This window comes from Bifidobacterium sp. KRGSERBCFTRI (genome assembly GCF_025908335.1).
This window is the reverse complement of the sequence record NZ_CP109653.1, coordinates 2,062,047-2,076,483: the sequence shown is the minus strand read 5'-3', so window position 1 is coordinate 2,076,483 and position 14,437 is coordinate 2,062,047. Positions and strand designations below refer to the sequence as shown.

At 60.6% G+C, this 14,437-nt stretch carries 13 protein-coding genes and 1 pseudogene; 11 read left to right on the top strand and 3 right to left on the bottom strand.

The features are described from left to right. The first annotated feature begins 130 nt into the window (after positions 1–130). The 11 genes and pseudogenes from metF to OGI63_RS08965 all read left to right on the top strand — a co-directional run bounded on the left by metF (position 131) and on the right by OGI63_RS08965 (position 12,180). Positions 131–979, top strand: a complete 849-nt coding sequence (metF, locus tag OGI63_RS09015) for a methylenetetrahydrofolate reductase [NAD(P)H] (RefSeq protein ID WP_014483164.1) — start codon at positions 131–133, stop codon at positions 977–979. Positions 980–1,021: 42 nt separating this feature from the next. Continuing rightward, the gene (locus tag OGI63_RS09010) at positions 1,022–4,156 is read left to right on the top strand and encodes a bifunctional [glutamine synthetase] adenylyltransferase/[glutamine synthetase]-adenylyl-L-tyrosine phosphorylase (RefSeq protein ID WP_004217884.1); all 3,135 of its coding nucleotides are present in this window, start codon (positions 1,022–1,024) and stop codon (positions 4,154–4,156) included. 15 nt (positions 4,157–4,171) lie between these two features. Continuing rightward, positions 4,172–4,558, top strand: a pseudogene (locus OGI63_RS09005) (DUF4186 domain-containing protein); the annotation flags it as partial. 222 nt (positions 4,559–4,780) lie between these two features. After that, complete coding sequence (gene pyrB, locus OGI63_RS09000; RefSeq protein ID WP_171021307.1) at positions 4,781–5,743, top strand: aspartate carbamoyltransferase; 963 nt, start codon at positions 4,781–4,783, stop codon at positions 5,741–5,743. After that, positions 5,743–6,162 (top strand): aspartate carbamoyltransferase regulatory subunit, encoded by a 420-nt coding sequence (locus tag OGI63_RS08995; RefSeq protein ID WP_004217887.1) that lies wholly within the window; start codon positions 5,743–5,745, stop codon positions 6,160–6,162. The genes pyrB and OGI63_RS08995 overlap by 1 nt, the downstream gene beginning before the upstream one ends. Next, positions 6,163–7,587, top strand: a complete 1,425-nt coding sequence (locus tag OGI63_RS08990; protein WP_004217888.1) for a dihydroorotase — start codon at positions 6,163–6,165, stop codon at positions 7,585–7,587. Between the two features lie 5 nt (positions 7,588–7,592). Beyond that, positions 7,593–8,543 carry an orotidine-5'-phosphate decarboxylase gene (gene pyrF, locus OGI63_RS08985; protein WP_004217889.1) on the top strand — a complete coding sequence of 317 codons (951 nt, stop codon included), beginning with the start codon at positions 7,593–7,595 and terminating at the stop codon, positions 8,541–8,543. Positions 8,544–8,610: 67 nt separating this feature from the next. Further along, positions 8,611–9,450 carry a dihydroorotate dehydrogenase electron transfer subunit gene (locus tag OGI63_RS08980; protein WP_004217890.1) on the top strand — a complete coding sequence of 280 codons (840 nt, stop codon included), beginning with the start codon at positions 8,611–8,613 and terminating at the stop codon, positions 9,448–9,450. Further along, positions 9,443–10,426, top strand: a complete 984-nt coding sequence (locus tag OGI63_RS08975) for a dihydroorotate dehydrogenase (RefSeq protein ID WP_004217891.1) — start codon at positions 9,443–9,445, stop codon at positions 10,424–10,426. Before OGI63_RS08980 ends, OGI63_RS08975 begins: the two co-directional genes overlap by 8 nt. Positions 10,427–10,563: 137 nt before the next feature. Further along, complete coding sequence (pyrE, locus tag OGI63_RS08970; RefSeq protein ID WP_004217892.1) at positions 10,564–11,259, top strand: orotate phosphoribosyltransferase; 696 nt, start codon at positions 10,564–10,566, stop codon at positions 11,257–11,259. A gap of 495 nt (positions 11,260–11,754) precedes the next feature. Continuing rightward, positions 11,755–12,180: a GNAT family N-acetyltransferase gene (locus OGI63_RS08965; protein WP_004217893.1), complete on the top strand. Its 426-nt coding sequence runs from the start codon at positions 11,755–11,757 to the stop codon at positions 12,178–12,180. 6 nt (positions 12,181–12,186) lie between these two features. Here the strand turns inward: OGI63_RS08965 and OGI63_RS08960 are convergent, their stop codons facing one another. The 3 genes from OGI63_RS08960 to OGI63_RS08950 all read right to left on the bottom strand — a co-directional run bounded on the left by OGI63_RS08960 (position 12,187) and on the right by OGI63_RS08950 (position 14,326). Next, positions 12,187–12,720, bottom strand: a complete 534-nt coding sequence (locus tag OGI63_RS08960) for an NUDIX domain-containing protein (protein ID WP_004217895.1) — start codon at positions 12,718–12,720, stop codon at positions 12,187–12,189. Positions 12,721–12,902: 182 nt separating this feature from the next. Next, positions 12,903–13,247 carry a winged helix-turn-helix transcriptional regulator gene (locus OGI63_RS08955; RefSeq protein ID WP_004217896.1) on the bottom strand — a complete coding sequence of 115 codons (345 nt, stop codon included), beginning with the start codon at positions 13,245–13,247 and terminating at the stop codon, positions 12,903–12,905. A 170-nt stretch (positions 13,248–13,417) separates the two neighbouring features. Further along, on the bottom strand, positions 13,418–14,326 hold the full coding sequence (locus OGI63_RS08950) for an ADP-ribosylglycohydrolase family protein (protein ID WP_004217897.1): 909 nt from the start codon (positions 14,324–14,326) through the stop codon (positions 13,418–13,420). Between the last annotated feature and the right edge of the window lie 111 nt (positions 14,327–14,437).

Sequence of the window (14,437 nt, the reverse complement as noted above, 5' to 3'; positions counted from 1 at the left end):
GGCTCCTCCAAACAGTCCGCAGGACACCATAATCGCAGTATGCATGCCATGGCGGCATATCCGCCCACTGTGGCATACATACTGCGTATCCCATCAGAATGCACGCATCACACAGCACGAGACCCAGCAAATGCACACGCCAATGTTCTCCCTTGAAGTATTCCCACCCAAACGCACATCGCCGGTCGGCACGATCTACGACACCCTCGACGGGCTGAACGACATGAAACCCGACTTCATCTCGGTCACCTACGGCACCGGCAAATCAGCGGACCGCACGGCCACCGCACGCATCGCGCACACCATACACTCGGAATACGGCATAGACGCGGTCGCCCACCTGACCGCACAGTACCTCACCGCCCGGGATGTCGACGAGGCGCTCGCCATGTTCGATGAGGCGAAAGTGAGCGGCGTGCTCGCATTGCGCGGAGACCGCAACAGCGAGCGCGAACCGGCCGGCGTGTTCACCCATGCCAGTGATCTGGTGTGTTACATTCGCGAACGTAGGCCGAATCTGAAGATCTATGGCGCCTGCTATCCGGAGAAGCACCCGCAGGCGGCCACGCTCGACGAGGATGTGGCGAATCTCAAAGCCAAGGTGGATGCAGGCGCCTCGCATCTGATCTCCCAACTGTTCTACGACGACGACGATTTCATCGCATTCCTCGGCAAAGCACGGGCCGCGGGCATCGATGTGCCCATAGAGGCGGGCATCATGCCGGTCACCAATGCGAAATCGGTGCGGCGCATGACGAACATGTGCTCATCCCGGGTCCCGCGCAAGCTCGAACGCATGCTCGAAAAGTGGGGAGACGATCCCAGGACGCTACGCGAGGCGGGCATCATCTATGCGAGCGAGCAGATCAGCGACCTCGTGGCTCAGGGAGTCGATGGCGTGCACCTGTACACGATGAACCATCCGTCGGTCTCGCGCAGAATATGGCAGAACGTGGGCAATCTGTTCGAAAAAGCGTGACCCAATTTCCCAGCGCAACAAAAACACGCTAGATTGACAGGCATGGAGATCGACGAGAACACCACCCCAAGCACACGAGACATCATTCATGCCGGATTCGAGAATCTCGGCCGTGCGAAGGAACTGCTCAGCGAGGTGTGCTCGGCGGGGGATCTCGAACTCACCCAGCGGGAACTGCTCGGCGAACTGGCGCATTGCGCGGATCCGGACGTGGCATTGGACGCATTGCATGAACTGATCATCAGCTTTGCCGACCGTCCCGGAAAACTGCACGGACTGCTGCACGGTAGGTCTCCGCGCACATTGCTGCAGGTGCTCGGTGCCAGCCGGCAACTTGGCGTGCTCATGCGGTCGCGACCCGAACTCGTCGAGGCGGCGGCTGTCGATTCCCTCCACAGCGCGGGGTTTGACGGCGAGGCGAGACGTGCGACCATGTTGGCGGCGATCGATGCCCATGAAGAGCAGCTCGGCGCCGCGGACTCTTCGGACTCCTCGTTCCGGCGCCTGATCACCGACGTGCCGTTGGCGGAGGCGACCAATAGGTTACGACGGAACTATTACGAACAACTGGCTGCGATCATGGCCTACGATGTTTCGCACGACGACCCGATCGCGATTCAACCGGCGGTGTCCCGCGCGTTGTCGGATCTGGCGGACGCCGCCCTGGAAAGCGCGCTGGCCATTGCGCAGAGCAACACGGAGGAGTCCGAACTCCTGCGCTTCACAATCATTGGCATGGGCAAGCTCGGCGCACAGGAGCTCAACTACGTCTCCGATGTCGATCTCATCTACGTGGTGGAGCCGATGGCCGAGACCATGTCGCAACCGCAGCTGGTCAAGGTCGGTTCGAAGATCGCCATGCTCATGCAGAAGATCTGCCAATCGGTGATGCCCAATGTGATGGAGCCCGCACTGTGGCAGATCGATGGGGCATTGAGACCCGAAGGCAAGGACGGTCCGCTGGTGCGCCGTCTGGACTCGCATAAGGCCTACTACCGGCAGTGGGCGGAGAGCTGGGAGTTCCAGGCACTGCTCAAGGCAAGGGCTGTGGCCGGTGACGTGCCTCTTGGCGAGGCATACATGCAGATGGCATCCGAATTCGTCTGGCAGGCCTCGCGGCGCGAGAACTTCGTCTCCGACTGCCAGCGCATGCGCGAACGTGTGGAGAGCCTCATCCCAGTGCCATTGCGCGACCGTGAGATCAAGCTGGGCCGCGGAGGTCTTCGCGACGTGGAGTTCACCGTGCAGATGCTGCAGCTGGTGCACGGCCGCGCCGATGAGACCCTGCATGTTCGCTCCACGTTGCAGGCGTTGCAGGCGCTTTCCGATGGCGGCTATGTCTCGCGCCGCCATGCCCGCGTGCTCTCCCACGACTACCGTTTCGAACGGGTGCTTGAACACCGCCAGCAGATGTGGCAGCTCAAACGCACCCATCTGTTCCCCGACATGGGCAATGCGAACGCCGGCGGATTGGAGAAGAAGCGCACGGTCAATGTGGAGGAGCTCTCGCGCAATGCCGAACTGCACAGGCTCGCCCGCGTGTTCGGCTGGCACAACGAGGAGCTGGTGGACAATTTCGACGAGACACGCAGGCAGATCCGTCGGCTCCACAACGAAATCTACTACCGGCCGATGCTGCCGATCAGCGCGGTCTCGGGCGACGAACGCGTGGAACTGAGCGAGCAGGCGGTGATGGATCGTTACGCCGCCATCGGTTTCGCCGACCCGCAGGCGGCGCTGCGGCATGTGCAGGCGCTCACCGCCGGCATCACCCGTGCCGCGAAGATCAATGGCATACTGCTCCCCGCGGTGCTGCGCTGGCTCGGTGAAGGGCAGAACCCCGACATGGGACTGCTGGGCTGGAGCAACCTCGAGGAACGGTTCGGTTCCGGCAGCGACTACCTGGGGTTCCTGCGCGACTCGCAGTCGGCCGCACAGCGGTTGTGTCACGTGCTGTCGAATTCCAGATTCCTCGGCGACGCGCTCAACAAGTCGCAGGAGTCGATCCGCTGGCTCGGCGATGACGACCAATTGCATGCGCGCACACGTGAATCGTTGGATGTGGGCTGTCAGGCGATCATCACACGATATGATGATTCACTGGCCGACGCGGCGAACATGCTGCGTGCACTGCGCCGCCATGAGATCGAGCGCATCGGGATCGGCTGGATGACCGATGTGATCGATTCGGCGCAGGCCCTGAATGGTATGACCGACGTGGTTGACTCGATCATCCAGGCCTCGCTGCAATGGGCGGTGCATGATACGATGCGGGCGAACGGCATGGATGGACCGGCTGCGCATCTCGCCGTCATCGGCATGGGGCGTTATGGCGGCCGTGAGGTCAATTTCAGCTCCGACGCCGACGTCATCATCATCTACCGTCCTGCGCACGGCGCTGACGATTCCGCCGCGAATTCGTTCGCCCGCAAGGTGCAGGAGCAGATGCGCATGATGCTCATGGGTCCGGTGTCGACAGAACCGAAGATCGAACTCGACATGGACCTGCGCCCTGAGGGCAAGAACGGGCCCGTCGTGCGCTCGTACGCCTCGTGTGAGGAGTACTACCGTGCATGGGCAAGCGTGTGGGAGCGCCAGGCGCTGTTGCGCGCCCGATTCGCAGCCGGCGACAAGGAGCTGGCCGAGGACTTTCTGGCGAATGTCGCGAACCCGTTCCGATACCCAGCCGAGCGTCTCACCGACGACCAGTTGCAGGAGATACGCAGACTCAAGGCGCGTATGGAGGCGGAGCGTCTGCCACGTGGTGTGCGACGCGACCGGCATCTCAAACTCGGCAGGGGAGGCCTGTCGGATGTCGAATGGACCGTGCAGTTGCTGCAATTGCAGCATGCGCATGACATTGAGGCGTTGCAGGTGAATTCGACGATGCAGGCCCTTGACGTCTTGGTGGAGCATGGGCTCATCGTCATGGAGGACGCGAAGATACTGCGTGACGCCTGGCAGATGTGCACAGCGGCGCGCAACGGCAACTATCTGTGGAACGGGCGGGCGAACCGCGCCGACATCCTGCCCGACCAGCATTTCGACCTGAGTGGCATTGCCACGTATCTTGGCTACGATCCGGATCGCGGTCAGCAGTTCGAGAACGACATTCTCTCGCAAATGCGCAAGAGTCGTGAAGTATGCGAACGGCTCTTCTACGGTGTTGAGGAGTGAGATACGCTGGCGGGTATGAATGGGCATGATGACGAATCCACGTGGGTGGAGCACACCCTCGTGCGGCTCGGCGAATCGCAGTTCCGTGCGAAGTTCGTGTTGAGCGAGGCTGATCGGTCGTATGCGCGCGACAAGGGCAGACATGTCATCGACAGGCATGCGCATGAGATGCTGCGCGCACGCGTGGGCGAGGCGCAACCGTCCAACGACGGCAGGCAGACGCCTTGGCGCGGGCACCCGGTGTTCACCGCCCAGCATGCGACGGCGACATGCTGCCGCGGATGCATCGAGAAATGGCATGGCATTGCCAAAGGTCGGCCGTTGACCGATGCCGAGGTGAACAGACTGGCCGATCTCGTCATGGCTTGGATCGACAGGGATCTGACGAATCATCCGGCCCGGGACGCAGTTGCAGGCGCCCGTTCTGCACAGGCTGATGCCAGGCGCGTGAAGGCGGCCCATGCCAAGGCTCCCCGGTATGTGCAGCCGGAATTATGAGGGCGTGTCGAGCCGGCGGGGCAGTGGGGTATAGTTGGAGAGGTCACTTCGGTGATCACCTGGAACAGCACATGCATGAAAGGTGAGCCATTGTCTAGCGTTCAGCAACACGCCGACGGACAGTCCATAGTGGGAACCAGCGTCATCACCCTCGACGATCTCACAGTCACGCAAATCGAGGAGTTGCTGCATAAAGCGCAGTACATCGATTCGCATCGCAAGGAAGTGGCACACACCTGTGACGGACGGGTGTTGGCCACTTTGTTTTATGAGCCAAGCACGCGCACGCGACTGAGCTTCGAGACCGCAATGCTGCGGTTGGGCGGCAAGGTGATCGGTTTTGCGGGATCGCAGCTGAGCTCCGCAACGAAGGGCGAATCGATTTCGGACACGTTGAAGACCGTGTCGAACTACGTCGACGTCGTGGCGATCCGTCACCCGAAGGAAGGCGCCGCCCTGGTGGCCGCGGACGCCTCCTCGGTGCCGGTGATCAACGCCGGCGACGGCGGCCACATGCACCCGACGCAGACGCTCGCCGATCTCGCGACACTGCAGTCGCGATTCGGACGGGTGAACGGCCTGACGATCGGCCTGTGCGGCGACCTGACCTTCGGCCGCACCGTGCACTCGCTCATCGAGACGCTGTGCCGCTTCGGCAACGTGCGTTTCGTGCTCATCTCACCGAAGGAGCTGCGCACCCCGCAATACGTGCTCAACCGCATCAACGCCACGCCCACCTGCTCGTACGAGGAGGTCACCGACTTGAGTACGGTCATAGGGGATCTGGACGCCCTGTACATGACGCGCGTGCAGAAGGAACGCTTCTTCAACGAAGACGATTACCTGCGCCTGCGTGACACCTACATTCTTGACGAGGGCAAACTCGCGAAGGCCAAACCCACGATGGCGGTGCTGCACCCGTTGCCGCGCGTCAACGAAATCGCCACGGAGGTGGACGTCGACCCCCGTGCCGCCTATTTCGAACAGGTGAAGAACGGCATGCTCATGCGCATGGCATTGGAAAGCTCGGTGCTCGGCGACGAATTGCCCGGCTACGAGCAGTATGCGAACCAGGAGGTCGAAGCCTGATGGAAGTCACTAGCATCCAGGATGGGATCATCATCGATCATGTGCCTGCCGGCACCGCGCTCAAGGTGCTCGAATACCTGCGCATCGACCCGGCCACCACGAAGCTCGCGCTGATCATGAACACAACGAGCCGACGGTACGGTTCGAAAGACATCATCAAGATCGAGGACGCCCAGGACGTCGACCTCGACGTGCTCGGACTGGTGGCCCGCCAAGCCACCGTCGACATCATCCACGGCGGCCAGATTGTGAACAAACAGACGCCGACGCTGCCTGAACGCGTGGTCAATGTGATCACCTGCGTGAACCCGCGCTGCGTGACGACCACCGAACCCGGCATCGACCAGGTGTTCTACCTCGACCACACCGACGACGAGGTGTACCGCTGCCGATACTGCGACGAGGAGGCGAAATTCTAAATGGCCATCACATTCACCGACATCACGGTGTGGGACACGGGCGAACACATCGACCTGACCGTCCCCGACCCGCGTGACGTCACCATCGACGCCAGTGCGCTCACCGTGGCGCCGGGCTTCGAAGATCCGCACGTGCACTTCCGCGATCCCGGGCAGACCTACAAGGAGTCGATGGTCTCCGGATGCATGGCCGCCGCATCGGGCGGTTACACGAACGTGCTCATCATGCCGAACACCGTGCCGGCGATGGACGGCCTTCAAGTACACGAGGGGGAACCCGGCGCGCAGGAGATTCTCGATGCCGGCTACCACACGGTGATCGATTATCTGCAGCACTATGAACAGATCCACCACGTCACGCTGCCGGTACGCTACGAACTGTGCGTATGCGCCACCAAAGGCCGGGCCGGGCTCGAACCGACCGACCCGAAGGACTGGGCATGGTACATGCCGGGCCATGACAGTGAGAAAGACCCCGCACAGATCGCCCACCCCGTCACCGCAATGAGCGACGACGGTTCAGCCGTGCCAGAACCAGTGCTGCGCCAGGTGTTCGACAACGTCAAGAGCACCGGACTATACCTCATCGAGCACTGCGAACACCATGACGTGGGCGCCGTGAACGAAGGTCCCGTATCCCATGCCCTGAACGTGCCGGGAATCCCCGAAGACACCGAACTGGCGATCGTGCAACGTGACATCGACCTCGTGCGCGAAACCGGCGTGCACGTGCACTTCCAGCACGTGTCCACCGCAATCTCCTTCGACGCCATTCGCAACGCGAAGGCCGAAGGGCTGCCCATCACCTGCGAAACCGCACCGCATTATCTGGCATTGAACGACGAGGCGCTGCTCGAATACGGCACGCTCGCGAAGATGAACCCACCACTGCGCGGCGAACGGGATCGCTTGGCCACGATCAAAGCGATCGAGGACGGCACCGTGGACATGATCGCCACCGACCATGCCCCGCACACACTCGAAGAGAAGGCCCGCGGATTCCTCGAAGCACCCAACGGCATCATCGGACTGGAATGCGCCTATGCGGTATGCCACAAGGTACTCGTCGACGGCGGCCACATCAGCGACCAGCGACTCATCGAGCTCATGTCGCTGAATCCGGCCCAACTGATGGGACGGCATTCCACCGACATCGCCGCATTGCTCAACACCTCGTCGAAATGCGCGGTGAAGCGCTCGCTGAACCTGGCCGAAGTGGAACACCCGGAGCTCGTGGACCTGAACATTCTCAACACCACGGAGCAGTGGAGCATCGACGCGGGCCGGTTCCTGTCGAAGGCACGTAACACGCCATTCAACGGCTGGGATGTGAGCGGCAAGCCGTATGCGACGATCATCGCATCCGCTCTGGTGTTCGACCGACTGGGATTTGACGAGGCAACCGAAACGGAAACAGGGGAGTAGCGATTATGGACCGGCTCATCGAAGCAATCGAAGACAAACAGAATCCCAGTGTCGTGGGCCTTGACCCCACCGACAAACTCGTTCCCGCCCCCGTGATGGATGCCTATGCCGTCGAAGCCGAGGAACAGGTGGAGTCGGACGACAATCTGGCAGCCACCGCTGCCGCAGCAGCGTATTTCGAATTCAATCGCGCCATCATCGATGCGGTGTACGACATCGTGCCTGCAGTGAAGCCGCAGATCGCCATGTATGAGGCGCTCGGGCCCGCAGGCATCGACTGTTACACGATGACATGCGAATATGCGCAAAGCCGCGGCCTGTACGTGATCGGCGATGTCAAGCGCGGTGACATAGGTTCGACCGCCGCCGCCTACGCGCATCATCTCACCGGTTTCCAAGGCGATGACGTGTGGTTTGAGGACGCGGTGACGGTGAACCCGTACCTGGGTTCCGACGGCATCGAACCGTTCATGGAGGCCGCCGGGCAAGCCGATCGCGACATGTTCATTCTGGTGCGCACCTCGAATCCGTCGAGCTCGCAGATTCAGGAGCTCGAATTGGCCGATGGCGGCCGGGTGTATGAGCATGTGGCCGATCTGGTGGAGGATTGGGGCAAGGATTCCATCGGCCGTTTCGGCTATTCCCGGGCCGGAGCCGTGGTCGGTGCGACGCATCCCAAGGAGGGTGCCGCATTGCGCGAGCGCATGCCCCACACGTTCTTCCTCGTGCCCGGGTACGGGGCACAGGGCGGCACGGCACAAAGCGTGGCCGGCATGTTCGACCACAACGGTTCCGGCGCCATTGTGAACTCATCCCGCGGCATCATAGGCGCCTGGCGTAACGACGAGCAATACAGCGATTCACTCGAACCGGAATCCGCGCTGGAACTCGTAGCCGTCAACGCCCGCGCAGCGGCGGCCGATATGCGAGACCAGCTGCGCGTCGCCCTTGCATAACCGATATAGATTTGTATGCGATAGCCGTCCGTACGGATTCTCGCACACCGAACAACCAAGGAGATTCATGCCAACCGCATTCACCCGCACGGTGGAACAGGCCCAGGAGGCCGGTTTCACCCCGACCAGGCGCACCGTCAGCATTGTCGCCGTGAAGCAACTCACTGCGGGCATCGTCCGTCTTACCTTCCGTGACGAATACATCGCCCACCATGTTCGACCTGCGCAGTTCGTGAATCTGTATTCGTCGAACCCCATGCACCTCATGCCACGTCCTTTCGGAGTCAGCGAGGTGGATGGCGACGAGGTGAGCCTCATCTTCGCGGTGGTCGGTTTCGGCACCGACGAGTTCAGCAAGCTGACAGCGGGGGACACCATCGATGTGCTTGGCCCGTTGGGCACGCCCTTCAATCTCGATGAGGCTGCGGATTATGTGCTCGTCGGCGGGGGTCTCGGCATTCCGCCGCTGCTCGAGGCCGCGCAGAGCCTGCGTGATGAGGCGGATTCGCGGGCGATCGCCGTGTTCGGCTATCGTGACGAGCATTTCGCCGACATCTATGCTGCCAAGTACGCGGACGAAGTGCACAGCATCGACGAGTCGGAGGGCAATGTGCTCACGTTGCTCGAACGTCTGTGGCCGGCATTGGAGGAGAGCGGGCGCAAGACGATCATTCTGTCCTGCGGTCCGACGCCAATGATGAGAGCCGTGGCCACTTGGGCCTCCAAACGTGGCGTGGACGCCCAACTGAGCATGGAGCAGCGCATGGGATGCGGGTATGGCACCTGTGTGGCCTGCACAATCGACACACGTGCCGGCCGCGAGAAGGTGTGTGAGGCTGGTCCGGTCTTCACTGCGCACCAATTGGGTTGGGACGCCGATGGTGCCGAGGCGAACGCCGATGCGTGATATGGACGAGCGGGCGAAGGAGAACGAGACGATGAACGAGACCACAAGCAGTGTGTACGAACCGCATGAGTGGAAGCATGGCACCGTGGTTGCAGGCATACCATGGAGGAACCCGGTGGGCACCGCCTCTGGCACGTTCCAGGTGGACGCCTGCGGCCAGTTCTACGATGTGAGCCAGCTCGGCGCCGTCACCACGAAAGGCGTCTCGCCGGTGCCATGGCTTGGCAATCCCGGTGTGCGCACGGCGGAATGCCCGGCCGGCACGGTGAACGCCGTCGGCCTGCAGAACCCGGGCGTCGACCATTACCTCGAATATGACCTGCCCAAACTCAAGAACATGGGCGCCACGGTCGTCTCTAATGTGGCCGGTCATTGCGACGACGACTACGCCCAGGTTGTCGCCAAGCTCGCCGACTCGGATGCCGACATGCTCGAAATCAACGTGAGCTGCCCGAACGTGACCCACGGCGGCATGAGCGTGGGCACCGATCCGATGGCGTTGAGCCGGCTCATGGAGCGTTTGCGCCCGATGACCGACAAGCCGATGATCGTCAAGCTCACGCCGAATGTCACCGATATCACGGCCATCGCCAAGGCGGCTGTCGAATCCGGTGCCGATGCGCTGAGCATGATCAACACGCTGGTCGGCATGCGCATCAATATCAAAACCGGCGAACCGATCATCGCGAACCGTACCGGCGGTGTCTCCGGACCTGCCGTGTTCCCGGTGGGTCTGGCCTGCGTGTGGCGTGTGCGCACCGCTCTGCCCGATGTGCCGATCATCGGCATCGGCGGCATCGACTCCGGCGAGAAGGCGCTCGAATACCTGTATGCAGGCGCCAACGCCGTCGAGGTGGGCGGCGCCGCGCTCTACGACCCGACCGCACCGATCCGCGTGGCGCGTGAACTCGACGATCTGCTCGACTCACGCCCGCAATTGGCACACAAGCTCGTCAAGGGCGACACCTGGCGCTGACCCGTCGGCGATGCCCGTTCGCCGTTCCGATTCCATTCATGACCGTCAATCGGCGTATTCGGGACAAATCGAACCCGGAGATGTCCCGAATACGCAGATTATTCGCGCATCCGTTTACCAGAGGGGAGAACCCACAGATGACCGAAGCATTGGATACCCGTTTCACCCAGTTTCTGCTCGAATCGCAGGCGTTGAAGTTCGGCTCGTTCACATTGAAGTCGGGACGCCAGTCGCCCTATTTCATCAACGCCGGCGCCTTCGATGACGGTGCGAAGATCGCCACGCTCGGTGAATTCTATGCCGAGAAGATCCAACAGGAGATCGCCGCAAGCAACCTGGCCGCCCGCATCGACACCGTGTTCGGACCGGCATACAAAGGCATCCCGCTGGCCGTGGCCACCACGATCGCCATGCAGCACCGCTTCAACGCCTCCATCGGCTACACCTTCGACCGCAAAGAGAAGAAAGACCACGGCGACGGTGGCACGATGGTGGGCAAGCCACTCGAGGACGGCATGAACGTGCTGCTCGTCGACGATGTGATGACCGCCGGCACCGCAGTGCGCGAGGTCGTCCCCAAGCTCAAGGCGCAGGCCGACGTCAACATCGTGGGCCTCGTCCTCTCCGTCGACCGCATGGAGAAGACGAAGGACTCAGATCTCTCCGCCGTGCAGGACGTGCAACGCGAGTTCGGGTTCCCCGTGTTCGCCATTGCGAACGTCAAGGAGATCTTCGCCGCCGGACGGCAGCTGATCGGCGAGCACGGCCAGCCCTACGTCACCGACGAGATCGCCAAGGCCGCCGAGGAGTATCTGACGCAGTACGGGGCGTGAGTGGGCTGTCATCATTTTCAGTGGGCAACAGGTCTCCTCGTTGCCCACTTTTCATGCATTGCATGAGGAAGGAGGTGTGGTGGTTACGCTTGGCACAAGCATAAGCCTATCAGGTGAAATACAGGCTCCCTTGCAAGCATTCCAAGACGCAGTTCCTCTCGGAAGAACAATGTCGATGATCAATGCACGGTGGCATCATCGAAGTCCATCGGCACACATATGCCTAGATGCGGGTATGGCGGCGACAATCCGCGCCTAACATCCAATAGGCCGTCCACGAATCTGCACCCGCAGCTGGGATACGCCCAAAAACTGGAAGTATATTGCGGCCCATCATTGGAGGAAGTATGGTGATATCGGCCGCAGCGACAGTGACAGAAAACCTCACACTGAGACTCATCAGGAAGAAATAGAACGGGTTTCCTTCGGTCATATGCTTCGCTTCAGAACAACAAAACCGGAAGAGATACGGAAAGAACGCCTATGATCCGACCAATGACGATCGACGACTACGATGCCGTCTGCGCATGCTGTATGTCATGCACCGGCATGGGGCTCAACACCATCGACGACTCACGCGACGGCATCGCCAAATATCTGGCACGCAACCCGACCACATGCTTCGTGGACGAGCGTGACGGGCGCATCACCGGCGTCATCATCGCCGGGCACGATGGACGGCGCGGATACATCTACCACACCGCGGTCAGTCCCGACCACCGCCACCAGGGCATCGGCACCGCGCTCGTCGAAGCGGCGTTACATGCGCTCACCGACGAGGGGATCGCCAAGGTGGCGCTCGTCGTCTTCGCCCGCAACGCGGATGGCAACGCGTTCTGGCAGCGGCTCGGATTCACATCGCGCGACGACCTGACCTACCGCAACAAGGCGCTCGCCGAACTCACGCGCATCGACACCTGAATCTCACTAATATCCCAACTTTCCGAGCATGCCCCATGCTCGCTCCAGCATTGGCAGCTCACGCGCCGCAATCAGTCTGCCGAGCTTGGAATCCTCGCATCTCCTGTATTCGGCGATGGCCTGAGCATAGGTGAGCTTCAATGTCGACAGATTGAATCTCGTCCGCTCCAGCTCCGTCAGATTCGTCTCGCCGAACGAAAGCGCCTGGCACAGGTAGTAGTGATTGATATTATGGCGGTGAATCCGATTATAGCAATCGCTGACCAAGCCAATCTCGCCGAGAATCTCAATCTCAGCTCCAAGCTCCTCCCTAACCTCGCGCATCACCGCCTCCGTGGGAGTCTCACCTGGTTCGATGCCGCCTCCGGAGGTTTCGATCGTCACCGCATTGCCGAAGACGTCGGTACGCTGCACCCGCAGAAAATAGAAGTACGCGTGAGCATCGATGACGATGGCCCGCGCGATTGGCCGATCATGATCAATATATTCGAACGGCCATTCGGCATCTTCGAGCTCAAGACTCAATGGTTCCTCAGTCATACCACCTCCATGATTGTACGAGCATCGCCAATTGACTGGCACGCTCTCTCCAAGACGCAAGAGGAGACACCTCCAGCGTCAGCATGTCCTTTTCACGTCGATGAGATGCGATGAAATGAAATGCAATGATTGGCATCGCGGACATGATTTGGGATCCGATTCGCACGCACAGTCATACGGAATCAGCCACGGCGATACGCCATCGTATCCACATGCGCACTCACCGTCTCGACCAGCTCGCCAAGCGGCTTGAGAAACCGCCGACCCAACGACGTCAACTCATAATAGACCTGCGGCGGCTTCGAACGCTGCAGCACCTCACGACGAACCACGCCAATCTGCTCCAGGTACTTGAGCGTCTGCGAAGCCATACGCTCGCTGATGCCGCCGATGTTATGCACCAATTCACTGAAACGCAGCGGTTTCTTCTCGAGGGCCAGGATGACGAGCAGTCCCCATTTGCCGCTGATCACCTGCAGCGGGAAGCGTGCGGGGCAGTCCTTTGCGAAGATATCGAGTTTTTCCATGGCGGTAGTGTAACAGATGAAAGTAACGGAATATAACAACCTTACGAATAGTAAGTTTCAAAACTTACTATTCAACTGAACCTAAAACCCTCCAAATCATCACCACACAATTCATACTTTCCTGCGACGAGAGCAGTGGAGCATTCTCTTGTGACGTCCACATTCGATTTTCATGCGTTGTACGGGCGATGTTCGAAAAAGAGCGGCGGCTCGTCAAGGTCTCTATAGAATGCATCCCAGCGGGTCAGCACGTCACGCAAGGGCATGGGCAGATAGGAGAGCGCCTGTTCGGCTATGCTGTCGGGAATGCCATAGGCGGCCTGTGCAATGCTCGCAGCTATGGCTGCCTGCGTATCGCTGTCTCCTCCCAATGAGACCGCATTGCGTATGGCATCCTCGAAACCGGTGCTTTCCAGGAAACAGGTGATGGCCTCTGGCACCGAACCTTGGCATGTGGCGTCGAACCGGTAGTCTGAACGGATTTTGCCCAGTGATCGGCTCATGTTATACCCGTATTCGTGGATGATGTGGTCTTCGATCCGTTGTCTGCATGCGGCAGGATCGTCGGCCAGAGACCTCTCATGCTCACCGCGGCAGCCGCCGAAGTAGTATCGCGCGAGGAAGATTGAGTCGGCCACTGCCATCCCTCCTCTGACACCTTCGGGATCGTCGTGGGTCACCGTGATCGAGCGCTCGGCGAGTTCGCGACCTCCGATGGGCATGAATCCGGTCCGTGCGGTGAATCCGCAGCTCATCATCCACGCACAAGGCGATATGCGCATGGCCGATCCGTTGCCGAAACTGCCGATGGGCTCACGACTGTCGGAGAACAGCCAGCGCATGAACCGGGGACCATAACCCGCGTTCGGGTACATGCGCCCATATTTCTTCATCGCATCAATGAAATCATCTGCGCTACCACCATTCATGATGCCCTCGGCTACCGCGCAGGTCATCACCGTGTCGTCGGTGAATCGGCAACCATTGGAGAACAGCGGGAAATGCTTGGTTTTGATTGGATTGGCTTCGTATTTCGAGCCGACGATATCGCCTATGATCGCGCCGAATATGCCGGTCATTCCATCCTCCATCTGACTCATGAGCTCCTCTGCACGATCTTGTCGAATGCGTCCATTGCCAGCATTCCTTGAACGATATGTGGGCTTCCACCGACCGGAAGCGTACGTTGA